This is a genomic window from Paracoccus sp. KKT209 (assembly GCF_055635455.1).
This window is the reverse complement of sequence record NZ_CM145758.1, coordinates 2,185,515-2,209,755: the sequence shown is the minus strand read 5'-3', so window position 1 is coordinate 2,209,755 and position 24,241 is coordinate 2,185,515. Positions and strand designations below refer to the sequence as shown.

The 24,241-nt window shown below is 62.6% G+C and carries 17 protein-coding genes, 2 pseudogenes and 1 other annotated feature; of the genes and pseudogenes, 9 read left to right on the top strand and 10 right to left on the bottom strand.

Going from position 1 to position 24,241, the window contains the following annotated elements:
- Positions 1-384: 384 nt before the first annotated feature.
- Positions 385-1,437, bottom strand: a complete 1,053-nt coding sequence (locus ACZ2G3_RS10970) for an SDR family oxidoreductase (protein WP_470395972.1) — start codon at positions 1,435-1,437, stop codon at positions 385-387.
- A gap of 210 nt (positions 1,438-1,647) precedes the next feature.
- Between ACZ2G3_RS10970 and ACZ2G3_RS10965 the strand changes: the two genes are divergently transcribed.
- The 3 genes from ACZ2G3_RS10965 to ACZ2G3_RS10955 all read left to right on the top strand — a co-directional run bounded on the left by ACZ2G3_RS10965 (position 1,648) and on the right by ACZ2G3_RS10955 (position 3,790).
- Positions 1,648-1,833 carry a hypothetical protein gene (locus ACZ2G3_RS10965; protein WP_470395970.1) on the top strand — a complete coding sequence of 62 codons (186 nt, stop codon included), beginning with the start codon at positions 1,648-1,650 and terminating at the stop codon, positions 1,831-1,833.
- A 43-nt stretch (positions 1,834-1,876) separates the two neighbouring features.
- Complete coding sequence (locus ACZ2G3_RS10960) at positions 1,877-2,770, top strand: NAD-dependent epimerase/dehydratase family protein (RefSeq protein ID WP_470395969.1); 894 nt, start codon at positions 1,877-1,879, stop codon at positions 2,768-2,770.
- 262 nt (positions 2,771-3,032) lie between these two features.
- Positions 3,033-3,790, top strand: a protein-coding gene (locus ACZ2G3_RS10955) for an IS5 family transposase (RefSeq protein ID WP_470395968.1) whose coding sequence is annotated in 2 segments (ribosomal slippage) — positions 3,033-3,354 and positions 3,354-3,790 — 759 coding nt in all. Because the reading frame shifts where the segments join, the coding sequence is not laid out codon by codon here.
- A 227-nt stretch (positions 3,791-4,017) separates the two neighbouring features.
- Here ACZ2G3_RS10955 and ACZ2G3_RS10950 read toward each other — a convergent pair.
- The 4 genes and pseudogenes from ACZ2G3_RS10950 to ACZ2G3_RS10935 form a co-directional block, all read right to left on the bottom strand.
- Positions 4,018-5,052 carry a lipocalin-like domain-containing protein gene (locus ACZ2G3_RS10950; protein ID WP_470395966.1) on the bottom strand — a complete coding sequence of 345 codons (1,035 nt, stop codon included), beginning with the start codon at positions 5,050-5,052 and terminating at the stop codon, positions 4,018-4,020.
- Positions 5,042-7,429, bottom strand: coding sequence for an FtsX-like permease family protein (locus tag ACZ2G3_RS10945; protein ID WP_470395964.1), 2,388 nt, complete (start codon positions 7,427-7,429; stop codon positions 5,042-5,044). Before ACZ2G3_RS10945 ends, ACZ2G3_RS10950 begins: the two co-directional genes overlap by 11 nt.
- Positions 7,426-8,076 (bottom strand): ABC transporter ATP-binding protein, encoded by a 651-nt coding sequence (locus tag ACZ2G3_RS10940; protein WP_470395962.1) that lies wholly within the window; start codon positions 8,074-8,076, stop codon positions 7,426-7,428. The genes ACZ2G3_RS10945 and ACZ2G3_RS10940 overlap by 4 nt, the downstream gene beginning before the upstream one ends.
- A 227-nt stretch (positions 8,077-8,303) precedes the next feature.
- Positions 8,304-8,977 (bottom strand): annotated as a pseudogene (locus ACZ2G3_RS10935) (transposase); the annotation flags it as partial.
- 2,714 nt (positions 8,978-11,691) lie between these two features.
- Between ACZ2G3_RS10935 and ACZ2G3_RS10930 the strand changes: the two are divergent.
- Positions 11,692-12,921: pseudogene (locus ACZ2G3_RS10930) on the top strand (IS3 family transposase).
- Positions 11,973-12,090 (top strand) — a sequence feature (AL1L pseudoknot). Its footprint overlaps the pseudogene before it by 118 nt.
- Positions 12,922-13,253: 332 nt before the next feature.
- On the opposite strand, the gene sciP reads toward ACZ2G3_RS10930, so the two are convergent.
- Both sciP and ACZ2G3_RS10920 read right to left on the bottom strand, forming a co-directional pair.
- Positions 13,254-13,532, bottom strand: coding sequence for a CtrA inhibitor SciP (gene sciP, locus ACZ2G3_RS10925; protein ID WP_470395961.1), 279 nt, complete (start codon positions 13,530-13,532; stop codon positions 13,254-13,256).
- A 221-nt stretch (positions 13,533-13,753) separates the two neighbouring features.
- Positions 13,754-13,921, bottom strand: a complete 168-nt coding sequence (locus ACZ2G3_RS10920; protein ID WP_419267858.1) for a hypothetical protein — start codon at positions 13,919-13,921, stop codon at positions 13,754-13,756.
- Between the two features lie 337 nt (positions 13,922-14,258).
- Between ACZ2G3_RS10920 and ACZ2G3_RS10915 the strand changes: the two genes are divergently transcribed.
- Positions 14,259-15,260 (top strand): TerC family protein, encoded by a 1,002-nt coding sequence (locus ACZ2G3_RS10915; protein ID WP_470395959.1) that lies wholly within the window; start codon positions 14,259-14,261, stop codon positions 15,258-15,260.
- A 254-nt stretch (positions 15,261-15,514) separates the two neighbouring features.
- Here the strand turns inward: ACZ2G3_RS10915 and ACZ2G3_RS10910 are convergent, their stop codons facing one another.
- The 3 genes from ACZ2G3_RS10910 to ACZ2G3_RS10900 form a co-directional block, all read right to left on the bottom strand.
- Positions 15,515-15,964, bottom strand: coding sequence for a DUF2934 domain-containing protein (locus ACZ2G3_RS10910; RefSeq protein ID WP_470395957.1), 450 nt, complete (start codon positions 15,962-15,964; stop codon positions 15,515-15,517).
- Positions 15,965-16,291: 327 nt separating this feature from the next.
- Entirely contained in the window at positions 16,292-16,654 is a 363-nt protein-coding gene (locus ACZ2G3_RS10905; protein WP_419267861.1) for a DUF202 domain-containing protein, read from the bottom strand.
- A gap of 126 nt (positions 16,655-16,780) precedes the next feature.
- A complete protein-coding gene (locus ACZ2G3_RS10900; protein WP_470395955.1) occupies positions 16,781-17,683 on the bottom strand; it encodes a YihY/virulence factor BrkB family protein in 903 nt (300 codons plus the stop codon).
- Between the two features lie 417 nt (positions 17,684-18,100).
- Between ACZ2G3_RS10900 and ACZ2G3_RS10895 the strand changes: the two genes are divergently transcribed.
- The 4 genes from ACZ2G3_RS10895 to ACZ2G3_RS10880 all read left to right on the top strand — a co-directional run bounded on the left by ACZ2G3_RS10895 (position 18,101) and on the right by ACZ2G3_RS10880 (position 24,074).
- Complete coding sequence (locus tag ACZ2G3_RS10895) at positions 18,101-19,774, top strand: mechanosensitive ion channel family protein (protein WP_470395954.1); 1,674 nt, start codon at positions 18,101-18,103, stop codon at positions 19,772-19,774.
- A 432-nt stretch (positions 19,775-20,206) separates the two neighbouring features.
- Entirely contained in the window at positions 20,207-21,313 is a 1,107-nt protein-coding gene (locus ACZ2G3_RS10890; RefSeq protein WP_470395952.1) for a hypothetical protein, read from the top strand.
- A gap of 394 nt (positions 21,314-21,707) precedes the next feature.
- A complete protein-coding gene (locus tag ACZ2G3_RS10885; RefSeq protein WP_470395950.1) occupies positions 21,708-23,363 on the top strand; it encodes a hypothetical protein in 1,656 nt (551 codons plus the stop codon).
- Positions 23,364-23,753: 390 nt separating this feature from the next.
- A complete protein-coding gene (locus tag ACZ2G3_RS10880) occupies positions 23,754-24,074 on the top strand; it encodes an ATP-binding protein (protein WP_470395948.1) in 321 nt (106 codons plus the stop codon).
- Positions 24,075-24,241 lie beyond the last annotated feature (167 nt).

Below are 24,241 nucleotides of genomic sequence, written 5' to 3'. Positions count from 1 at the left end.
GGGTCATCCTGAAAAGACATGCCCTTCGCGAGGAGGGGGCTCTGGAGTGCCGATGGCGAGACATCAGGTTCGATGCCGAGCTTCATGGTGCGATTGCTTTTCAGGTGACACTAATGCCTGATCTGTGGAACGGCGAAAAAGCCATTGTGTCGCAACGAAAGCGCACCAATTGACCCCATCGCATGCGCTCCGTGGCAATATATTTCCAAGCGTAATTAACAAGTTGGCAACTACAGTGCCTACTACGGCGGGAGAGCAGTACCAGCTTTGCGACAGGTTTGCAGATCAAGCCAGCAAGAGAAGCGGGTGAGCCAAAGCCGCCTTGTGGGGAGGCGCAAGGCGTTGAGCATCAATGGCGTGTCTCGGCGCGCTGTCTGCGGAAGTTCAGAGTCGTGCCAAGTCTTTCTGCTTGTACGGGGACGCCTGCCGCTCTTTGTTCGATACCGCGGTCCAAGCCAGCCAGCCGACTGCGCCCAGAAGGGCAGCCGCGGCGACGGGCCGCTTCTGCGCTTCCAGGAAAAGGCTCTGCCGGCGGACGTAGACGTTCTGGGCCCCATCGACCACGCCATCCCGGCGAGGCGCGTAGAGATTGTCGCGCTTGGCCGGATCGCCTGGATCCTGCGCCTTCACCTGGGCGGGTCGGCCGATTGCTTCCATGACCAGGTCGGTGAGGCGAGGCGCCACCTGCCCCATGAGAGAGATCATCAGGCCATTCCCGCCCACCATCAGCGTGCGTCGGGGATGCTCGGCCGCAAACAGGATCGCGTCTGCGACAAGCCTGGGGTCATAGACGACAGGCGGGACGCGCATGGGCTGATCGACATAGCTGCGGGCGTGCTCGGGGTAGGGAGTGTGCATGCTCGCGGGCTTGATCAGAGTCACCGCAATGGGTGCGCCATCGCGCTCGAGTTCCATGCGCAGCACATCCGTGAAGGCCCGGACGGCGTGCTTGGTGGCGCAGTAGGGGCCTTGGTCGATGATCGCGCGGTCCGACAGCATGGATCCCAGGTTGATGATGGCGCCGCCTCCGCGCTGGCGCAGATGGCGTGCCGCGACGAACGAGCCTTGTACAAGGCCAAAGTAGTTGACCTCAAAGGCGCGGCGATGGTCGTCCAGGGGCGTCTCCTTCAACGTGCCGAAGGTGGCTGCCCCAGCGTTGTTGATCCAGGTGTCGAAACCGCCGAATTCGCGAAAGGCCGTCTCGGCTATTCGCTCGACGTCGGCCTCCTCGGCCACGTCGGCCGGGCATATCGTCACGCGTCCCCCCTGCGCCTGCAACGCGCCAGCAACATGACGCAAGGCCTCCTCGTTACGGGCTGCAAGCACAACCGCAGCGCGCCGCCTTACGGCCTCCTGGGCCGTGGCCAAGCCGATGCCGCTCGTTGCGCCAGTGATGACCAGGGCCTGCTGATCCAGAGGCTTGAGCTTTGCATGCACGGGGTCACTCCTCGCTCCAGAACCTGTCGCCGGGAACGCGGGGTTTTCCAGGAAGTTCCTTGGCGGTTGCGGGGCCAAGGCCGCTTCCTGGCCGCTTTGGCCTGCTGCCATTCTCCCGAATGCCCAGCTGCGCCCCCCGATCACGCAGCCTTCTCTTGCGTCATGGTCATTCTTCGGGTGAAGCAGGAATGATCAAAACGGCAGCACCCATTGGCGATCTGTTCGGGTGTCGACAAACGCAGCGCCTCACGCTGCAGCGTCAGAAACAGCGTGTCGATCCTCGTGGTGTGGTCGGATCTGCCGGAAGGTCTTGCCATTGGCGATCGGGTGGTGGTGTTGAAGGAGAGCAACATCAGCGGCGTACCTTATCGCGCGGCTTCGCCCATGAACCGGTGATGCCTGTCGCGACGGGCTCAGCAGGAACGAAACGGAGAGCATCATGACAAAACGCATCATCTTTACCGGCGGCACCGGCAAGGCCGGTCGCCATGCCGTGTCCCATTTGCTGGCGAAGGGCTACGAGGTCCTCAACGTCGATCTAAAGCCGCTCGACCTTCGGGGGGTGAACACGCTGATCACCGACATCACCGACAGCGGCCAGGTCTTCAACGCATTCACCACCCATTTCGGCTTTGAGGGTTATGAGGAGGGGGCACCGCCGAAGGCCCCTGACGCCATCGTGCATTTCGCCGCTGTGCCGCGGGTGATGATCAACCCCGACAACATCACGTTCGCGCAGAATACCATCGGCACTTACAATGTGCTGGAAGCGGCGATGAAGCTGGGCGTCCGCAAGGTGATCCTTGCCAGTTCGGAAACCACCTATGGCGTCTGCTTTGCCGAGGGTGACAGGAATTATCATTCGTTCCCGCTGGAGGAAGATTACGACACCGATCCGATGGACAGCTACGGCCTGTCGAAAGTTGTCAACGAAAAGACCGGCCGTGCCTTTGCAACGCGCTATGGTGCCGATGTCTACGCCCTGCGGATCGGCAACGTCGTCGAGCCGCATGAATATGCCAACTTCCCCGGCTACCTGGCCCATCCCCTGAGCCGCAAGCGCAACGCCTGGAGCTATATCGACGCCCGCGACCTGGGCGAGATCGTGCATCTTTGCCTGCAAAAGGATGGGCTTGGCTATCAGGTGTTCAACGCGGTGAATGACGCCATCACCGCCACCATGCCGACGGCCGAATTTCTGGCGAAACATGCGCCGGATACGCCGATCACCCGGCCGATGGGCAAGGATGAAGCGCCGCTTTCCAATCGCAAGATCCGCGAGGTGCTGGGATTCCAGGAAGCGCATCCGTGGCGGAACTACGTGAAAGTCTGAGATGACCGGCCGGGGCGGTGCGATTGTGATGCCCCGGTTGAGCACGTCATCCTAAACCTCTCGCGGCCCGGCAAGTTGGTCGACAAGGATTTCACGCGAGGCGTTCAACAGCAAGCCGCGTGCCGAATGCCCAGACGTACACTGGTTCATGAGCCATGCGGCTGCGCCCGAAAAGCGAAAGGGATGGCGCAGACACTAGGCTCCAGACCCATTGATTTTACGCCCTTTGCGTGATTCAGGCCGCCGCAAGGAGACCTGATCGATGAGCAACCTGTTCTGGCTGACCGAGGCGCAGATGGCGCGCCTTCGCCCCTACTTCCCCAAGAGCCATGGCCGTCCCCGAGTTGACGATCTGCGGGTGCTGAGCGGCATTATCTTCATCAATCGCAATGGTTTGAGATGGTGCGATGCGCCGAGTGAATATGGACCTGCCAAGACGCTTTATAATCGCTGGAAGCGCTGGAGTGACAACGGGGTCTTCGCCCGGATCATGGTCGGCCTGGCCGCCGAGAGCACCGATCCGAAGACAATCATGATCGATGCAACCTATCTGAAGGCGCATCGCACGGCTTGCAGCCTGCGGGCCAAAAAGGGGGGCGCAGTCGCCAGATTGGTCGAACGAAAGGCGGCATGAACACCAAGCTGCACGCCGTCACCGATGCGAAAGGCAGACCTATCCGGTTCTTCATGTCGGCAGGACAGGTCAGCGACTACACCGGCGCAGCGGCGCTTCTGGACGGCCTGCCGCAGGCTGATTGGTTCTTGGCGGACCGAGGCTATGATGCTGACTGGCTGCGAAAAGCGTTGCAGGACAGAGGGATAAAAGCTTGTATCCCTAGCCGGAAGTTGCGCAAGAAAACCGTGAAATACGACAAGCGCCGCTACAGAAGGCGCAATCGCATCGAGATCATGTTCGGGCGGCTGAAAGACTGGAGACGTGTCGCCACGCGTTACGACAGGTGCCCGGAGACATACCTCTCCGCAATAGCATTGGCCGCAACCGTCCTATTTTGGCTGTGATCAAGAACGAGTCCTGAGCCTACAGTAATGGCTGTTTCATAGCGCTATAGGGTACAACGTCCAAAGCGCACTGTGCCTTCCCAACGGTGCAACCAGCCCGCTGTCGTTGCCAAGGCCGGAAGTTCCAGCGTCTGGTGGCCCAAAAACGTAGGCATGGCAGAAAAAACCGAAAACTCTGCTGTCCGGAGGTCTAGGGAACGCAGGCAGAGCAGGAACACCCATCGAGATCACTCGTAGCCCGTCATCTCCAGGTACCCGACGCCGTCGTGGCTGCCTTCCACCGTGACGGGTCCCTCCCAATAGGGCACGGAGGTCTGCATCCAGGCGTCGGGGTTCAGGGCCGCCACCGTCACGTCGACACCCCCGGCGGGCAGTCTGACCTGCCATGTCGTCGGCACCTGCCGCCCCTCCACCTCATGCCATTCCAACGGTGTGGCGGCGAAGGCTCCGTCAGCAAAAGCGTTGGCCTGCCCATCGGCAGTGATCCAGGTGGCAGAGGTGTAGTCGCCGCTTCCGCGCAGGACAAAGCCCATCAGCTTGTCGCCGCTGTCGAAGGACAGGGAGAACCAGTCCCATCCCTGCTGATCCTCGGCCAGCGGTTGCGATGACCATTCCCGGTCGAGCCATGCCGTTCCTGTAACGGCGACATCGCCTTCCGGCAGGGACAGCGTGCCGGTCAGATCGAAGAACGGCTGCGAGTAGTAGTAGCTGGCCTGCCCGGCGGCTGATTTGACCGAATAACCGTCCTGACCATGTCGGACCAAGGGGCCCGATGCACGCAGTTGGACGTCATAGGCGAAAGCGCTTCCGGAGGCGGTCAGGTGAAGGCTGTCCAGATCCGGGCCTTGCATGGCCCAGTCATCGATCCAGGCCATGAACGGGTCGGCCTGCACCCCCGCCTGTCCGATGCCGCCCCGCGCCAGGCGCTCGGCCACATGATGCGCATCGGGCGTGGTGACTGCCGCATGCCCCATCCACAGCTGCGGCGTGTTCCATCCCTCACCGTCGCGTGGCGCCAGCGCCGACCGAAACAGCGTCCATTGCAGGCCGAAGGGCGTGCCGTCCGGGCCGGTCATGTTTGCGGTCAGGTACCACCATTCGATCCGGTATTCCGGGTGGGGACCGTGATCGGCGGGAAACTCCAGCGCCCGTTCGGGGACCGGCTGTGCAAAGCCCTCGGCGTCTGCGCCCAAACCGGCAAAGCCCTGGGCCGATGCCGCCTGCGGCAGAAGCAGAAGACAGGCCAGTACCCTAACGTTCATGACGAAACACCCCCAGAAGTTGCGCCGGCGGCGTGCGCGACAGCCGCCAAGCCGGCCACAGCGCCGCAAGTGCCGCCGCCAGCAGCGCGAGTATCCCCAGCCTCAGGTAATCGAACGGGAACAGGTACATCGGAAGCCGCCAGCCAAAGGCCTCGACGTTCACGACCGCCAGCAGCGCCCAAGCCAGCGCCAGCCCCAGCGGCAGCGCCAGCGCACCCGTCAGCAAGGCAAGCAACAGGGTGCGCAGCAGGTCCAGCCAGGCCAGCCTACGCCGCGTCAGCCCCAGGGCCCAGACCGGCGCCAGTTGCGGCAGGCGCATCCCGGCCAGTGTCAGCAGGCTCATCAGGATGGCAAAGCCTGCAACGGCGAGTGTCAGCACATTCAGCGCGGTGGTCACGGTGAAGGTGCGCTCAAAGATGGCCAGCGAGGCGGCCTTGACTGCGGCCTGGTCGATCATCGCGCCCTCCGCAATGCCAGCCTCATCGCGCAGGCGGTCCTGCAGGGCTGCAACACGACCTGGATCGACGCGGAGCCCGAACTGCCGGGCAGTGATCTGGGGGAACAGCCTGCGAAACAGGTTCTCGCTCACGATCACCTGTCCAGCAGGGTTGCCGTAGTCGCCATAGATGCCCAGCACGGGAAGGCTGACATCATGATCGACCGCGACTTCGTTCCCCAGATCCAGACCTGCCCGCCGGTACATCTGCTCATTGACCAGGACCCCGTCGCCTTGGGCCAGACGGTCCCAGACATCCGGTACCGCACGCAGGAACTGCCAATTGTCGCGATAGGTGGCATGGTCGCGCAGGCCGAGGATCTCGGCTGGTCTGCCGGCGATCTGATGATCCACGCTCAGCAGTGGCAGGATGGCGTCGGCGTGACCGGCTGCAGCCGCGGTGATTGCGGCGGCCTGCGCGGGATCCTCGACCCTGACATACAGTTCCGACGCGAGCCGCTGATCCAGAAATCCTATGAAGGTCAGCCGGAACGACGACACCATCGTCGAAACCCCGACATTCGCGGCCATGGCCAGCATCAGCGCCATCAGCGCCAAGGACAGGCCCGGCACCTGCTGACGTGTATCGGCCCAGAACCAATGGGCCACCGGCGCCTTGGCGCGCCTTTCGGCCCAGCCCAGCAGCAGCGTCAGCAGCGGCGGCAGGGCCAGTGCCCCGCCGATCAGCAGTGTTCCCAGCATGGCAAAGCCCGCCAACAGCCCTTTCCCCCAGACCGCAAGGGCTGCGGAGATCAGGAGCAGGACCAGCGCCAGCAGTGACTTCCCCCAGTGGCGGTGGGACATGCTGAGTGCCCGCGGATGTGCCCCGCTCAGCAGCGGCATCCGCGCCAGCGACCACAGCGCCCCGCTGGCGGCAACGGCGGTTCCCACCACTGAGATGGCAAGCCCCGACAACCACCAAGACCGGCGCAGCGTCATCTGCCCAGATACGTCAGCGCCGTAGAGCCCGCGCAGGGTGGCCGCGACATCGGGAAGAAGTGCAGCCGCGATGACATAGCCCAGCGCGACACCGATGGCGCCCGCCACTAAGGCCGGCACCGCCAGCTCCACCGCCATCAGCACGATGAGCCGCCCCAAAGGCGCACCCAACGCCCGCAGCGTCCGCACCATGGCGCGGCGCTGCTCGAACGCCAGGCCGATCGCGCCATGCACGATGAACAGCCCCACTGCAAAGGACAGCAGGCCGAACGCCGTCAGGTTCAGATGAAAGCTGTCCGTCAGCTGTGCGACATCGCCGCCGTCCTGTGGTGCGACCAGGATCAGATCAGGGGCCACCTCGGCCAGTGGGCGGCGGGTCAACGGCTGGTCGGACGCCACGACCAGGCGGTCGATCTGGTCCGGGCGGTCCAGCAGGCGCTGCGCCAACCCGATGTCGGTGGTCGCCGTATCGGGTGGCACATCCGGGGCAAGGATGCCCTGCACGCCAGTGCCAGGCAGCCGCGAAAGCGTATCCGCCTGGGCGAATATCTGGCCCGGCCCTGACAGGAAGGCCGCAAGATCCCCGCCGCTGTCGGCGCTGACGGGCCCGAGGCCCCCGGGCGCTGTCAAAGGCTCCAGCCCGATGAGCCGCACGGGGCCCAGGCGCCCTTCGATCACGGGGGAAACCATCCAGCCGGCTCTGCGCAGTTCGATATAGGTCTGCTGGGAGATCGTGCCGCGGTCCATCGCGGTGATCTGCGCGAACTGACCCTCGCCCAGCGTCTCGGCTGCGGCGCCATAGCTTGCCCGCGCCTCGGCGTTGATCGCCTGCACGCCCGACCAGAGCGCTGTTGCCAAGGCCAACCCGACCAAAAGCGTCAGCAACTGCAGAGGGTTGCGCCGCCAATGCGACGCCAGGGCGGACAGGATGACAAGGCTCACGTCAAATGTCCCCCCTGCAGGTGCAACCGGCGCGGCAGGCGCGCGGCCAAGCGTTCCGAATGCGTCACCAGGATCAGGCCGGCCCCCGTTTCCGCAACCAGATCCTGCAGAAGGGTCAGAACCCTGTCCGCCGTGGCCTCGTCCAGGTTGCCGGTCGGCTCGTCGGCCAGAACGAGGTCCGGTTGCGGCGCAAGCGTACGGGCGATCGCCACCCGCTGCTGCTGCCCGCCGGACAACTGCTCGGGATACTTGTGCAGATGGTCGCTCAGCCCCAGACGGTCGATCAGAACACGGTTGCGGTTGGCGTCATGATGCCCCGCAAGCCGCGCCTGGAACGCGATATTGGCGGCCACCGTCAATGAAGGGATCAGGTTGAACTGCTGGAAGATCACGCCAACCTTGCCGCGGCGGATGGCTGCGCGCCCTGTATCGTCCAAGGCCGTCAAATCCACGCCGTCGACCGCCACCACCCCGCCGTCGGCTGTGTCCAGCCCGCCAATCAGATGAAGCAGCGTGCTCTTGCCCGAGCCGGACTCTCCCGTAAGGGCCAGCATCTCGCCACGTTCAAGATCGAAGGTCACACCCCGCAGCACCGCAGTTGCGCTCCCTGGATAGGTCTTGGTGATATCGCGGAGGCTCAGCAGCATTAATTCACCTTTCTGCCAAGCGAGCTAGCCCTTGGCATGGTATACCAAGGCAGCAAGGCGGCGGCGGTTCCCAGCGGCTGCGCCGATGCTGCGAACTGCTTCGAGAGGCAAGGCACCAGACTTGGCAGCAGGGAGGCTTCCGCAACGCTCCTCAGATCAGGCTGTCTGAACGGCCAAAACAAAATGACCTCATCCCCATTTCGTAACGCAGGCCGTTTTTGCCCACTCATACCCTCGCGGTTGGAAGCGTCCGGGACGTTCAGCAGATGGAAGGCTCGACCATCACCGAAACGATCTGCCATAAAACCTATGGACATGGCCGCGTTTGCCGCTTCAGCCGATCGCGGGGCTTGATCCTCAGGTTCAATTACAGTTCGCGGTAGATCCTATAGACGCGTTTGTGGTTCCACACATGGTCTTGGACGTTGCACAGAACAGAAAATACAATTGAAGCCTCAGGTCCTCCTTGCATTGGTCAAGCCGATGAGCAGCATGGTACTGCTCGTTCTCCACGTCTATCTTCAAGCTGTACGGGGAGCATGTCTCGCTGAGCCTATACGTGCATCCTGGCTAGGGCGATACTGACGCCCCTTCTCGACACCGCCTCGACGGCCAACCCTCGGTGCTGATCTGGCCGGGTCATTTTTTTCCAGAGCTTCCTTCAACAGGTCGTTCTGCATGCTGACTTTGGCATACATACGCTTCAGTCGGCGGTTCTCGTCGGCCATGGCCTTCATTTCGACCATCAGACTGGCCTCCATGCCACCATATTTGGGGCACCACTTGTAGACTGCCGGGGTGATCAGCCGTGTTTGCGACATAACCCGGACCCGGGCAAGCCGTTCCCCATCTGCCGCAGGATGGCGATGACCTGAGCTTTGGTGAAACATGTCTTCTTCATCGGAATTTCCTCAATCATCCTGCCGAGAAAATTCCACTTCCACATCCCTTTACCATCGGGGGATTTCCGCTGGCCATCCCCTTCTGCGTGACAGGCACTTCCTGAACCGCCCCTGCCGCAAATGCGGGCGGGCGGTCTTGGCCATATCAAAAATGGCAGAGGTGGGGCAGGGATAGGTGAGCTGTGCAAGTGTAGCGATTTCATCTTCAGGTGGAGTAAACATAACTTGACGTGACACCTGGGCAGGAAAGGCTATGGACTGACACTTTGTGGTTAATGCTGGCGTCCGGTTGTTCACCGGGTGCCGCGCACCAAAAGCAGAGGCCTATGCCATGCCGAAACGCCGCAGCCATGCAAAGGTCCGTCTGGGATCGCTGACCCTCATCGCCTGTCTCATCGCGACGCAGGCGGGCTCTCAGGCGAATGGGGAGGGGCTTCCGACGGCGCAAGAGATCTGGCGCCATCTGCCACCGCTGCCCGGGCTGAAGTCCGACCTTTCTTCCGCGCCTACACCCTCGGCCCCAGCAGCGCCGCAGCCAAGGTCCGTTTCCGCACAGACTGGATCCGAGGCGAGTCCTGAGATCGAGACCGCTGCGCCTGAGACGATCGTCCCGAAGGCAGAGCCGGCTTCCTCCCTGTCATCGCCGCAGCTTACCCGGCCCCCGGTGCCGGCAGGTGACGCTGTCCCTCGGCAGGTGTCGAACAATCCGGAACTGCCAAAGATGCGCTTGGCCGTCTACGTTCCCGAGCGTATTGCCGCGGAACGGCGGAGCCACGCCATGACGCAGCTTTCTTCGGCGGGATGGTCGCCCGAGGAAGCAGCGACGCGCTTCACGATCGGCGAAACACATGTCCGATATTTTCACCCTCAGGATCGGGCGGCGGCCGAGGAACTGGCGGATATGCTGGACACCGAGGCGCGGGACTTTGTCAGCTTCACGCCCTCCCCTGAGGAAGGCTATCTGGAGTTGTGGCTGGGCGGCCGAGGAGCGCCTGTGGAACCCAAGCCCGTCCTCACGCAAAGGAGGATCCCGGCACCGTCCCAAGTGCCTGGAGCGCCGCGCGTCCTTGTCCTCCCTCAAGTGACAGCCGAGGAACGCGGGCCGGTTGCTGCTGACCGAGGCGACAACCGACGGCTGCAATCTTCAGATGCTCGCACCGTGACCGGCGTCAGGAGCAGTTTGGACGGCCCGGGCGAGGCCGGAGGCGGAAGCACCGGTGAGGGCAGCGGGGGCCCCGGATCTGCTGGCGGCAGCGGCGGGAATAGTGGCAGTGGAAGCGGTGGCGGGAGTACGGGCGGCGGAAGCGGTAGCACGGGTGGCGGCACTGCGGGAAGCGGCGGCGGTGGCACGGGTGGCGGCACTGCGGGAAGCGGCGGCGGTGGCACGAGCGGTGGCGGCACGGGCAGCGGAAGCGGTGGCACGAGCGGTGGCGGCACGGGCAGCGGAAGCGGTGGCACGGGTGGCGGCGGCACGGGCAGCGGAGGCGGTAGCACTGGTGGCGGCAGTGCGGGCAGCGGAAGCGGTAGCACGAGCGGTGGTGGCACGGGCGGCGCAGGCGGTAACAACGGGAACGGCAACGGCGGCAACGGCAACGGCGGCGGCAACGGGAACGGCGGCAACGGCGGCGGCAACGGGAACGGCGGCGGCAACGGGAACGGCGGCGGCAACGGCAACGGCAGCGGCAATGGCAAGGGTGGCGGGGTCTGAACCCGTGACCACTACGGTTGGGATCTGACAGTGGTGGTAGCCTTGCTTTGATCGCAACTCATCTTTTGCGGCCTGGTGCGCAAAAGAGAGCTTGAACAACCGTCACCGGGGTTCCTGCTATATAGAGAGACAGATGGTCTTGAGTACCGCGTTATTCCTGCCCGTGTCTGTGATAGCGGAGGGCTTGGGTGGGGACTGTGCACTGCGGCGAGCGGCAGTGCTGACACCAAGCCATAGGGCCGCGTTACCCGCTGCAGCCGTTTTTTCGGACGCAAGCCTGAGCCCGCCTCCCATATCGCACCTGTAGCCAAATATCGCGCCCGTCAATGCCGCACACCTAGTTGTGCCGCACGAACCGAGAGGTAGAACGGCAATTGGAACCTGACGGAACGGTAACTTGGCCCTTGGTGTCCACAGCAATCCAAAGCCTCTGAGCGATCTTATCCGGAGCTTTGTATTTGGAAGGCGAGAACATGTCGTTCAGCCGTCGGCCAAACCGCTCGGCGCGGCAGCGACTTCCCGGTTCGATCGGCTCAGCGGCCATCCAGGCACATCGCTGGCGTGCTGCGGGATCACGGGACGGGCAACATTGCCGCTGCGCTTTGAAAGAAGTGCATCGGGTCCATTGGCCTCCCTTCATGACCGGGGCAGATCGCTCTTATCCAGCCTTGCCCGTAGAGTTGGTACGCCGGCACAAACATCACCCTCATAATCCAGCCCTCGTGGCGCAAGCTCCTTGACGATCGCACTGGAGGTGTCGGCCCCCAAGGACGATCATCCCGCCGACCTCAATACCTCGAGTGGCTATCTTGTCGATCAGATCGCCCCTCCGACGCGCGAGGTCAGCAGCAACGGTCTCTATCGAAGTCCTCGGCCGTCAGGGAGAGAAGGGCGTCCTGGCCCCGCTGCCGCCGCTCATAGCGCCACTCCGTGGCACATCAGGTCGTTCAACTGAACCGCTCCGGGTTTGCCGGAGGCTCCAACTCCTGAGTAGGATGGAGCATCATGAGCAAGACGACGAACAAGTTTTCCCCCGAAGTGCGCGAGCGTGCAGTGCGCCTGGTTCTCGACAATGAGGGTCAGCATGGATCGCGCTGGCAGGCAGTCACGTCGATTTCCGCGAAGATCGGCTGTGCGCCGCAGACCCTGAACGAGTGGGTCAAGAAGGCCGAGGTCGACAGCGGCAAGCGCTCTGGCATCCCGACCGACATGGCAGAGAAGATGAAGGCGCTGGAGCGGGAGAACCGGGAACTGCGCCAGGCCAACGAGATCCTGCGCAAGGCGAGCGCATATTTTGCGATGGCGGAGCTCGACCGCCGGTCGAAGTGATGGTCGGGTTCATCGACGATCAGCGAGGGAAGCACGGGGGTCGAGCCGATCTGCAGGGTTCTGCCGATCGCCCCGTCCACCTACTATGATCACCTGGCGAAGCGGGCCGATCCGGCCCGATTGTCGGATCGCACCCGGCGCGACGCAGCGCTGCGGCCCGAGATCGAGCGTGTCTTCGAAGAGAACTGGCGCGTCTACGGCGTGCGCAAGGTCTGGCGTCAGCTGGATCGGGAAGGCTTCGATGTCGCCCGTTGCACAGTCGCCAGACTGATGAAGGACATGGGTATTCGAGGCATCATCCGGGGCAAGCCGCACAAGACTACGATCCCCGACAAGAAGGCCTCGTGCCCGCTGGACAAGGTGAACCGGCAGTTCCGCGTGCCTGCGCCGAACATGCTCTGGGTCAGCGATTTCACTTACGTCGCCACCTGGAAGGGGCTTGTGTATGTCGCCTTCGTCATCGATGCCTATGCCCGCAAGATCGTCGGCTGGCGGGCGAGCCAAACAGCCCACGCAGGCTTCGTTCTCGATGCCCTCGAACAGGCTGTCCACGATCGCCGCCCAGCCAAGGGCGCGGGGCTCGTCCACCATTCCGACCGCGGGTCGCAATACCTGTCGATCAAATACACCGAGAGGCTGGGCGAGGCCGGCATCGAACCTTCCGTCGGCAGTGTCGGCGATAGCTACGACAATGCCTTGGCGGAGACGATCAATGGCCTGTTCAAGGCCGAGGTCATCCACCGTCGTGGGCCCTGGCGCAACTTCGAGGCTGTCGAATATGCCACCCTCGAATGGGTAGACTGGTTCAACAACCGCCGCCTGCTCGAGCCGATCGGGAACATCCCGCCGGCCGAAGCGGAGGCAAACTTCTACGCCGCTCTGGAAGCTGAAGACATGGCCGCGTAACTAATCCCAATCAGCCTCCGGAAAACCCGGCGCGGTTCAAACCGGATCTCTTCCAACGTCTTCGGCAGCCTGCCGGCACATTGCTCCGAACGGCTTCCAACACGCGCCCAATATATGTTGAAGGTCCGTGATCTTTGCCATCGTCCGGAGAGGCAACTGGATCCATCAGTTCAGTTCCCCTTCAGCCAGGATGAACTGATCAGCAGCCCCCTGGGCTGCATCGCTTCTCCAAATTCGGCCCAAGATATTATGTTACAGCCACTGCGACCAAATACGCGCTTTTCCTGGCTATCAGATCCTGAACGACGGATGCCCACAGCGTCAGGCGGGGATCAATTTGCCTGCCGATACCGTTTCAACGCGGTGCTCTTTAAGGCGTCCTTCCCGAACGCCCTGCTGGCGCGGCACCAGGCATCAAACTCTTCCGCGGAAAGTTCATAGCGCCTCAGTGCCTCGTCTCGGCTGATCAGCCCATGAGTTACAGCCAGAACGACCGTCTCCTTTCGGCTGGCCACCCAGCGGGTGTCTGCATCCGGAAGATCGCCCACGCTCAGGATGCGTCCCCCGTCAAGGGTCACGATGCGTGGACGTGAAGACCTTTTTACGAACATGGCAAACCTTCTACATGACGTTACACAGGCTCTCGTGCCCGCCGTAGAACGGGGGTCAGTTCAGTCGGATTGGCAGGCAGTTAGGGCGTTCCCGGCAGGAACCGGGAAAGCCGCCGCCGAGAGGCAGGGTGTTGCGCAGCACGGGACAAACCGCTGTTAATGGTTCATCTTGCGCCATAATGCGATCCGCAATGATTCGCGAGTGCGTGCCAAAGGCAGGCTCAGGAAGCCCTGATGACCCCCCAGGCGGCTGCCTGATGTTGCAGCCGATCTCGCAGATCACGGTATTCGGTATTGTGAGAATAGGCGCCCACGGCGGAAAGGATCATTTTCAGGTCTTTTTCCGAGACACAGGGGCGAAGGCTGAATTCCTGCTGGTTCTGGCTCACGGGAAATATCCAACTTACTAAAAATGTACAACCTTATCTAAGCTCAGGCCTGCGCGTATGGGAACCTGACTTTTCGCACAGGTTTCGTGCATGGCTGCAGGTTGCACGCCGGGTGCGAAAGCGCGGCCATTTCCTTTTGCACCTTGAAGCGCCTCGGCAACCAGGGCCCTTGCTTTTCGCCACGCCTCCCTCTACTTCAACCCCTGCGGGACCGGGCCCCTCTGGCGGCATGATCACCTTGATCTGGCGCGATGTCGGACCGCATCGAGCGTGCTCGGTGCGACGGCGGCCTGTTCCTCCTCGCGCCTTGCACGATGGCAATATTCGCGAGGGCATCGTGGAATTTCTTCTTATCGCATTTCTGGGCAAGCCGCTGTGGATGTGGCTTTTGTTCATGGGCCTGGTGGTCGCGCTTCTGGTCTTCGACCTCGGCGTGCTGAACAAGGACGACCACGAGATCGGCATCGCCGAAAGCCTCAAGCTCTCGGCGATGTACATCACCCTGGGCCTGGCTTTCTCGGGCTTCATCTACTGGCAGATGGGCGGCGAGGCGACGGCGCAGTACCTGACCGCCTTCATCGTCGAAAAGACGCTGGCGATGGACAACATCTTCGTCATCGCGCTGATCTTCAGCTTCTTTGCCATTCCGCGGCAGTACCAGCACCGCGTACTGTTCTGGGGTATCCTGGGCGTGATCCTGCTGCGCGGCATCATGATCGGCCTGGGCGCGACCATTGTCGAGCACTACCACTGGGTGCTGTATATCTTCGCGGCCTTCCTGATCTTCACCGGCATCAAGATGCTGTTCGCGGGCGATCAGCCCCATGACATGGCGGACAACCGGCTTCTGGGTTTCCTGCGACGCCGGATGCGCGTCACCGACCAGCTGCACGGGCATGACTTCATCGTCAGGCAGCCCGACCCCAGGACCGGCAAGGTGGTCCGCTTTGCGACGCCCCTGCTGCTGGCGCTGATCGTGATCGAGGTGGCGGATCTTGTCTTCGCGGTCGACTCCGTCCCGGCCGTCTTCACCATCACCACCGACCCCTACATCGTCTATACATCGAACATCTTCGCGATCCTGGGCCTCAGGGCGCTGTACTTCGCCCTGGCGGCGATCCTGCACCGCTTTGCCTACCTGAAATACGCGCTGTCGATCCTGCTGGTCTTCATCGGGTCCAAGATCTTCATCGCCGACCTGATGGGGTGGGAGAAGTTCCCGCCGGCCTGGTCCTTGGGGATCACCTTCGTGATCCTGACCATCGGCGTGGTGGTGTCGTTGGCCAAGACCCGCGGCAAGACGCCAGAACCTCTCCAGTTCGGCGAGGCGCGGCACTGACGCATGAATGATACGCCGCTCGGGAACGGGCGGCGTATATCTTTCCTGGTGCTGAACAGGGTGATCTCTGCTGTGGCGCCAGTTCTCAGGAGGCAGAGCAAGCTTCCCCCATCGGGTGCCTTCAGCCGTCAGGTCGCGGGACTTGTCATGCCACCGGACTTGGCTTCCTGTCCTGCAAGCTGCCCGCTCGGTCAGGCCCGCCAGCACCTCGGTGCCGCTGTCAGCCTGCGGTGTCTTGCATCTCTTGCGGATGACTACTCGGCCGCGTCAGAACCCTCGGCGACCACTTTGGGCTTGCGACCTGACTTGGCCTTGGGTGCCTCACCCTCTGCTGCCGGCGCAGCCTTGGCCTTTCGGCCACGTGCGGTTTTCGGGGCGTCCGCACCTTCTTCCGGCGCAGATTTCGACTTGCGGCCAGCGGCTTTTTCGGCTGCCTTCTCGGAAGGATCGGCCGAGGGATCAGCCGCCGCCTTGGCGCTGCGCCCGCGCTTCGCCTTCGGTGCATCCGATGTCTCGTCTGCGCTGGCCTTGGACTTGCGCGTACGGCCTGTGGCGGTCTTTTCGGATGCAGGCGCCTCATCCTCCGCGGCTACCTCCCGCTCGGCCTGCGACCAGTGTTCCGCGTCTCGTCCCTCCGGACGACCGGCCTCTTCCCAAAGGGCGTGGGCCCGATCCCGGATCTTCTGCGTGCGTTCGTCATTCATGATCAGCTCTTCCTTTGCTAAAGCGCCTCTAATGTGCATGTGATAACCTGTAAACACGGTTGGCAAGCCTCGCCACCCCTTGGCTATCTGCGCGTGGCATGGCGGTGCAATCTTCCCTGCGGGTGCTCTGGCCGGCGCCGGATTGTGACACTGTAAAAGCTGTGCCGGTAATTCCTGACGCTGACATTCCAGGCAGATCATCGATCTGGTGCGTCGTCAGACGTCAACGCGCAGTTTAGGTCACGGATTTCGGCAACAGGGCTGCGTGGCGGCCTCCCAAGACATCAAGCAGCAACCGTAAACGCACCTTGGCGGCCGCATGGGTCTTCACAGCAGCCAGAGCACCCCGCAGATCGCCAGGATGCCCAGAGAAAGAACCGTCACCAGAAGCGTGATCCGGCCGCCGGGCTGCAGTCGCGCCGTGTGGCTGGACAGCCGGTGCCGCGACTTTCGATTTTCCAGCCATGCTCCCCAGAGGATCAGCTCGGCAGCGAGCAGAAACAGCGTCGCAGCGGCCTTCGGAACCCAGGCAGGCTGAAAGAGGCCAAAGACCGCATGGAGGCCGATGGCCACCCCGGTGGTCGCCAAGCCCGTGCGGATCCAGCCCGAGAATGTCCGCTCCACCGCCAAGATCGTCCGATCTTCGGCCAGGTCCGTGCGATCTTCGGCAAGTTGTTCCTTGGCAGCCATAGCGTCTACTATGATCCGGACAGGCGCCAAGGCAAGGCGCCTGAATGAGGAAAGGCCTGGCGCAGAACTGATAGCGGCAAGATGGAACGGCCGGGGAGTAGCAAGGATCGCTCCGATTCCTTGCGATCAGGTCTCATGATCGCGCCTCCCGCTGCGCGAGTGGTCGGGTTGCTTCTTCTCGCCCTTCCGCTTTCCGTCCACGCTGTGATGTTCGAGCAAGGCGTTGATCTCCGATCCCACAAGGATCACGAAGCCCGCGATGTAAAGCCAGAGCATCAAGATGATCACCGCGCCGATGCTGCCGTAGGTCGCGCCGTAGTTGCCAAAATTTTTGACGTAGATCGAAAATGCCAACGAGGCCAGGATCAACAGGACGCTGCCAAGCACGCTGCCCGGCGTGATGAACCGGAAGCGTTGCTCCACATTCGGGCCGAACTTGTAGAAAAGCGCATGACCCAGCAGCAGCGCCAGGCAGATGATGATCCAGCGAAGCGCGGCAAAGACCTTGGCCAGGGTCTCCGGCGATCCGAGGCGGTCGATCACCCACTGCTCCAGAGTGCCCCCCAGCACCACCAGCGAGAAGGCGCCAAGCACCAGGATGCCGAAAAGCAGGCTGAGAATGATGGCCGTCATGCGACCACGCACGATACTGCGGGCTTCCTTGACGCCGTATGTGATGTTGAGTTGCTGCATGATCGCGTACATCCCCGATGACGCCACCCAGAGGGTTGCCAGCAAGCCGAAGGACAAGAGACCGCCCCGCTGTTCCTGCGTCACCTCCTCGACGACACCCTCGACCAGAGCGGCGGACTCTTTCGGCAGCGCCCGCCCCAGCAGATCCATGACTGCCTTGTCGACATCATCGACAGGAAGATAGGGAATGACGCTCATCAAGACGATGAGGCCCGGAAAGATCGCCAGGGTCAGAAAGAAGCCGAGGGCAGCAGCGCCATTGAAGACATTGTCGTCGCTGATGGCGTCAATGAGTTCACGAAAGAACTGTTTCGGGCCGAGGCCTTGGGTGCGCATGGACGGAACCTCCCTCTAACAAGCAGGCGTCTGCAAATCCGGTTCCGCCGACGGGCTGATCAAGCCCCAGTTCTCGATTGAAGGTGCCATTTGCTGGGGTTGCGGTGCAGCCGCGGGTGTTCGGCTTAACTGCACCCCAGGTACTGGTCACATCCTTCGATTTCCCGCGCAGGGCGGTCGGTTGCGCCATACCTGAATCTGTCCGGCATCCCCGGGATGCTCACCTCATCTCCTGTAGTCAGCGTGCCACCCTCCAAGCCTTGTGGTCTGGCCGAAGATGATAAGTCCCCTAAGACATCCGCAACCGTCGTAATCGTCATGCTCCCGGACCGGCATCCGGAAACCTCATTTCAGGAAACGATATCCGGCTGCGCGGGTTTGGCCCCAGCATCAAGCCCTCGTACGGACAGCCTGCAGATGATCAGATTTTTGAAGACCTTCCTGTTTCTATTGCCGCTCCTTGCCGTGGGCTTCGCCCCCCGGCCAGCCTTGGCACAGGACGAGGTGTTCGAATCCCCAGTCCTCAATCCCGGTCTGGGCGCTGTTCCCGACCGCATCGACCGAGAGACTCCACGCGCCGCAATGGCCAGCTTTCTGCGGGCTGCCAATGATGAGGACTGGAAGGCCGCCGCGCATGTCCTGGACCTGAGCGAGCTGCCCCCGGCGCAGCAGGCAGCCCAGGGACCACAGCTGGCGCATGACCTTTACGACATCATCGACCGCAAGGTCGTGCTGGATTGGTCGCTGTTGCTGGACCGTCCCGACGCCTTGCAGACGCAAGGTGGCGATACCGAGGCAAAGGCGGGTGAAGCGCGCCGTTCGCTGTTGCTGCGCGATCTGTCGCTGGATCCCGTCCCTGCGGAAATTCGTCTGAACCGCGTCCGCCCCGAAGGTGCAGATCAGCCCCTGTGGGTCTTTCCTGCCGAAACGGTCCGGGACGTGCCGGCATTGCACCGCATTTACGGCCCGTCGCGTTTCGAGGCGGCCTTGCCCGACGAGATGCGCAGGAAAACCGTTGGCGGGTTGATGCGATGGGAATGGATCGGCCTGCCTGTGCTGCTTCTGGCGGCTGCCTTGCTGGGCTGGATCGTTCATGGCATTCTCAGGATTGCAGAGCGCCATGCCAAGAGAGAGATAACATCAGGCGTCATCAAGGCCTCCCTGTGGCCGCTGATCATCGCCAGCGTGACCGCGCTGGTCTGGTGGGTCACAGGCAACGTCTTTGTCTTTTCCGGCCGCATCGACATCTTTCTTGCGCCCGCCATTGCGACCGGCTTTATCACCGCCTTGCTGCTTTTCATTGTCAGCGGCGTCGAGGCCTTGCTGAACGGCTTGGTCGCCCCTGGTGAAGATGTTGACCTGACCCTTGCGGATCAGGCCGAGGCCCGGGCCTTGGCGACACGGCTGAATGCAGCGCGACGGGTGCTGGTGGTGGCGGTCTTCCTGATCGGGGCGGGGGTGGTCCTGTCCTCTGCAGACCTTGCGGGGAGCCTGGGACTGTCGCTTCTGACATCGGCGGGCGCCTTGACGATCATCCTGGGCTATGCCGCGCGCAACGTGCTCAGCAACATCATGGCATCGCTGCAGATCGCGCTGAACCAGTCCGCCCGCATGGGGGATCGTGTCGTCTACAAGGGCGAGTTGTGCCATGTCGAACGCATCAACATGACCTTTGTGCAGTTGCGCAACTGGGACAGCACCCGCCTGATCGTGCCGGTCGAGGAGTTTGCGTCCGAGACGTTCTCCAACTGGACGCTGCAGGATCCGGAAATGCTGCGCGTTCTCAAGTTCAAGTTGGACCCGCATGCCGACATCGAGAGGCTTCGCGACGCCTTCAACGACGTCCTGGAGCAGGTGGCGTCATTGGACATCGGCAACAACATGAGCGATCTTGACGGTTCGAGCGTCAATGTTGCCGATCAGGACATTTTCGGGATCGAGGTCTGGTTCAGCATTCCCTGCACCGACCCGAACACCTCGTGGGAGGTGGCCTGTGTCGTGCGCGAAAGGCTGGTGGCCCGCGTGGCCCAACTTGAAAAGCAAACGGGGGAAAAGATCTTCGCGACAGCGGTAGCGGCGGAGGCAGGATAATCTGAAAGGATCCTGTTCAAGATCGCGCGCCAGGTGACAGCCTCCCAGTGAACTCGCTATCCGCCCTTGTTGCGCATTGCTTGGACTGTCTGACCTCGCTGCGCGCCGCCCGGTGATGATGCTGTGGCATCTGAGAATTGGCCTGATCAAAGCTGGGGTTTAGGCTCCCTTTTGTTCTGGGGGAGGAGCCAACCCTGATAGAAGCATCAAATTTTGCGGACGTGGCACAGGCCTTCATCCTGAAGCAGGCTGTCGGTTGCCGATCTCAGAGGCCATGGGCTGTCCACCTACGGCCTGACGGGTGCCCATCGTCCTGCCCATTAAATCTGCACGTATGGGAAACATTCGTGGCGACTGGCGTTCGTCGGAAGCGGACTTGGTCACGTCGGGGACATTCTTTCACACGGGTCCCGCATCACTGGGAGAGACAACATGAATGAAGCATCCGTAGACGACACCAAGCGCGGTTACGTCGATTGGGCGTCCATCCTGGCCGGTGCGGCCATCGCGACCGGCGCTTCTCTGGTCTTTACCGGCTTTACTGCTGCGATCGGATTGGGCTCGGTCTCGGTCGAAGAGGGCGAAGGTCTGAGCACCTTTGCGTTGATCCTGGTGGGCCTCTTCGCTTTCGTCTCGATGGTCGCCGTCTACGGCCTGGGGGGCTACATCGCCGGCCGCATGCGCCGCCGCAATGCGGCTTCGGAGGATGAGGTCGAGGCACGTGACGGCATCCACGGGCTGACGGTGTGGGGCTTGGGCATGCTGCTGACCGGGATCCTGGCGGCAGCCACCGTGTCCAGCGGCCTACGTGCAGCCGGCAACGCTGCGGGCACCGCGGTTGAAGCAGCCGGTTCCGCCGTAGGTGGGGTGGTGCAAGGTGCCGGCCAATTGGCGGGTGGTGTCGTCGGAGGCGTGGGTCAAGTCGCCGGTGGCGCGTTGAGCGGCGTCGGCCAACTGGCCGGCGGGGCGGCCTCGGCCATTGGTGGCGAAGGTGCCATGGGCGGCAACCCGCTGGACTATGTGACAGACCGTTTTCTGCGCGGTGAGCAGGCGGCCCCTGACCAGTTCTCGAACGAGCAGATCCGCAGCGAGATCACCAATATCCTCGGCACGGTCCTGCGCACCGGCGAACTGCCCGAGGAAGATCTGGACTATCTTCGCAGCGCCCTCGCGGCGCGCACCCAGTTGACCCCGGCTCAGATCGATACCCGGGTTGAGCAAGCTGTCCAGCAAGCCCAGGATCTGCGTGCCGAGGCACAGGAACGTGTGGAAGAAGCAAGAGCCCAGGCCGAAGAGGCTGTCGCCGCTGCCGAAGCCCGTGCGGAGGAACTGCGCAATGAGGCCGAGCAGCGCCTGCAGGCGGCCCGCGAGCAGGCTGTCGAGGCGGCCGAGAGCGCCCGTCGCGGGGCCGTCTGGTCGGCGCTGTTCTTCGCCGTCTCCGCCTTGATCGCCGGCTTGGCTGCCTGGATGGGCGCCATCAAGGGTGGCCATGATCGTGATGCCGGTCGCATCTGGACCGGCCTGACCCGTCGTCGCTGAGTTCAGCGATGCACCTTGCGATCAGGCTCTGTCGGCAAAAGCTGGCAGAGCCTTTTCCATACGCAACCCAAACAGGGCGATCGCTGGTAGCTTGCGCTGGCGGTGCAGCGCTGCCGGTACTGAGCATAGCTCTGAGCATGTTAAAAGCGTTGCTCTGCTCGCCCCTTCGAACGGTGGACTGCGCTTCCCAAGCAACTGCCTAACGTCCGGGGAACAGCGCTCTGCGTTGACGCCAGCACGATTTCTGATCACCATTTGAAACAATGGTTCAGAGAGGGCCCCGTGAAGCTCTGAGCGGCATCCGGAGGTTCCGCCGCGGCAAGTGGCCATCCCTGAAGCATGGCGGTCCGGCTGTCTCCGCCGCCCGATAATTTGTTGCCAGAAAGAAGACATCATGCTGACCCGACGCGAGTTGATGATAATCCTGGGCGGCTATGTAGGCGGTACCGTAGCTGGAAGCAGGGATCTGGTCGCGCAGCCGGCAAGGACCGCTTTGGACGCCGGTCGGACACGGCTGGAACCTGGCCGAGGCTCCGTCGCGCTTGGGCTCAACGGCATTGCCGATTGGGGCGCCAGCCAGCCCTTCATCGACGTGATGAAATCGTCGCGCGAATGGCAGGGCCGTTCCGAAAGCGCCTTCACCAGCCACAGCCATGACCAACTGCGCGCCGGTGGCCATCTGGATGCGGATGGCCACCCGTTCCGTCTTCCGCCGGGGGCGGATCGTGTCGGCACGATCATCCTGTGCGAGATCCAGGAGGCCGACACGAGCCTGAACGGGCGGTATCGGCTGATCATCAGCGGCAAAGGTGACCTGCACATCCATGGGGCGCAGAACATCACGCGCGGCGTCGACTTTGCCGAATTCGACTACACGGCCGCAGGCGACAACCTAATCGCCATCGAGATCACCGGCTTTGATGCGGCCGATCCGATGAAGATCGGGCCGTGCATCAACCTGAAGCATCGCGCGTTATATGAGGCAGGGGAGATCTTTCGTCCGGAATGGCTGGCGCTGATCAAGGACTTTCGCCTGTTCCGGTTCATGGATTGGCAGGGCACGAACAACAGCCTGCTGTCGGCATGGGCGGATCGGCCGACGCCGTCTTCGGCCACCTGGACGCCCGGGGTGCCGGTCGAGACAATGGTGGCGCTGTGCAACAGGCTGGGTGTCGACGGCTGGTTCTGCTTTCCGCATCTTGCGACGGACGACCACATCACCCGCTTTGCCCAATACGTCCGTGACAACCTGCGCCCCGGCCTGGTCGCCCATTACGAATATTCGAACGAAGTCTGGAACTTCCAGTTCGATCAGGCTCATTGGGCGAACCAGCAGGCCGAAGCGCTCTGGCCCGACCGTGTGGGCCAGGATGGCTGGATGCAGTTCTATGGCGGCAGGGCTGCCGAGATGGCGACGCTGCTGGACGCCGTCTATGCGGGCACGGCCGGGCGCCACAAGAAGGTTATTACCACGCATACCGCCTGGCAAGGTCTGGAGCATGGCATCCTGCACGCGCCGCGTTGGGTTGCGATGCAGCCGGGCCGCACGGCGCCAAAGGACCATTTTGACTGCTATGCCGTAACTGGATATTTTGGTCACGGGCTGAGTGCAGAGGGCGGCACGGCGCGGATTCAGGATTGGCGGCAAGAAGGAGACATGCCGGCTTTCGGGCAGATGCGCGCAGCGCTGGAGGCAGAGATCGCCGATCTGAAAGAACAGTGGCGGTACCAGAAGGACGCGGCCGATGCCGCGGGCCTTTGCTTGGTCATGTACGAAGGCGGCAGCCATGTCGTCCCCCACCACCCGATCGTGGAGGCGGATGCGACCCTGCTGCCGTTCCTGGAGCGTTTCCACTATTCCGAGGACATGGCTGCGCTCTACACCCACGCCATGACAACCTTTCACGACATCGGCGGCGAGTTCTTCAACGTGTTCGTGGAGATGGCCCGACCGGGCCGCTACGGCTTTTGGGGCGCACGCCGGCATATGCTGGATGACAATCCCCGCTGGACCGCTGTCACGGCACAGAACAGCGGGGTGGTCCGCTGACGGGAAACCCCGCCTGCCGCGTGGAACCTTTGGAAAGCAACCGGACTGTGCGCGTGGCGGCATCATCTTCATCAACCGCTGCGGTTTGCGATGGCGCCATGCAACCTGCGCAGGGGCATAGTGTTCACACCATCCTTTACCGATTGTGACCTCGCTGGGGCGAGAAGCGCGTCTTCAATTGGTTCCAGCAGGTCTGGCTGCCAAGGAACCGGAAAAAAATTCTATGAGGATCGACCAGACCTTATCTCAATGCCTCCTGCGCCGTGACGCGCTGCAGGTAAACAAGGGCAGTGTGGGCGACAGGAAGATGGTCGGTAGTCTTGCCTTGGTTCTCCACCATGACGGACAGGCCGTTCAGACACGGCGATAGAACTGGTAGTGGCAGAGGGGGTGGCAACCAGGGCTTGCGTTTCGAACCTGTTCCACCGGTTTCTTAAGAACAAGCTGTCCGAACGCGAGGTGCACTCCATTGCTCATCATGTAGAGGCCGCGGGTTCCCCGCTTGCGAGGCCTGTCTCGGGCTTCGGCGTCGCCGCCAGCAAGGTCGACGAGGCGACGGTGCGCCAGTTGCAGCGCCGAAAGCTCATGGACAGGGCACAGAACATCTTCCTGAGCGGCGGCTTAGGCGCGGGAAAGACCCAGGTTGCGACTGCCTACGGCGCGCAGACCATCGCGCATTGCCGCCGGAAGTGCACTTCTCTTCTACCCTAAAACCGGTCCATGCCTTCGACAGGGGAGGGCTGGGCAGTCTGCCGAAAGTCTGACCCCCTCGATCTTGTGAACGTATATGAGCGGGGGCGACTGGCAGTTCAACGTCCGGCCCGGTTCTGCGTGAAAAGCAATATCCTCCCCTTGGATAGGGGAGGATTGGCTCGGCG

What these genes read in the sequence shown, in the direction of transcription:
- ACZ2G3_RS10960 (WP_470395969.1), top strand. Translation starts at nt 1,877, where the DNA reads ATGACAAAACGCATCATCTTTACCGGCGGCACCGGCAAGGCCGGTCGC.
- ACZ2G3_RS10950 (WP_470395966.1), bottom strand. Translation starts at nt 5,052, where the DNA reads ATGAACGTTAGGGTACTGGCCTGTCTTCTGCTTCTGCCGCAGGCGGCA.
- ACZ2G3_RS10940 (WP_470395962.1), bottom strand. Translation starts at nt 8,076, where the DNA reads ATGCTGCTGAGCCTCCGCGATATCACCAAGACCTATCCAGGGAGCGCA.
- sciP (WP_470395961.1), bottom strand. Translation starts at nt 13,532, where the DNA reads ATGTTCGTAAAAAGGTCTTCACGTCCACGCATCGTGACCCTTGACGGG.
- ACZ2G3_RS10910 (WP_470395957.1), bottom strand. Translation starts at nt 15,964, where the DNA reads ATGAATGACGAACGCACGCAGAAGATCCGGGATCGGGCCCACGCCCTT.
- ACZ2G3_RS10905 (WP_419267861.1), bottom strand. Translation starts at nt 16,654, where the DNA reads ATGGCTGCCAAGGAACAACTTGCCGAAGATCGCACGGACCTGGCCGAA.
- ACZ2G3_RS10900 (WP_470395955.1), bottom strand. Translation starts at nt 17,683, where the DNA reads ATGCGCACCCAAGGCCTCGGCCCGAAACAGTTCTTTCGTGAACTCATT.
- ACZ2G3_RS10895 (WP_470395954.1), top strand. Translation starts at nt 18,101, where the DNA reads ATGATCAGATTTTTGAAGACCTTCCTGTTTCTATTGCCGCTCCTTGCC.
- ACZ2G3_RS10890 (WP_470395952.1), top strand. Translation starts at nt 20,207, where the DNA reads ATGAATGAAGCATCCGTAGACGACACCAAGCGCGGTTACGTCGATTGG.
- ACZ2G3_RS10885 (WP_470395950.1), top strand. Translation starts at nt 21,708, where the DNA reads ATGCTGACCCGACGCGAGTTGATGATAATCCTGGGCGGCTATGTAGGC.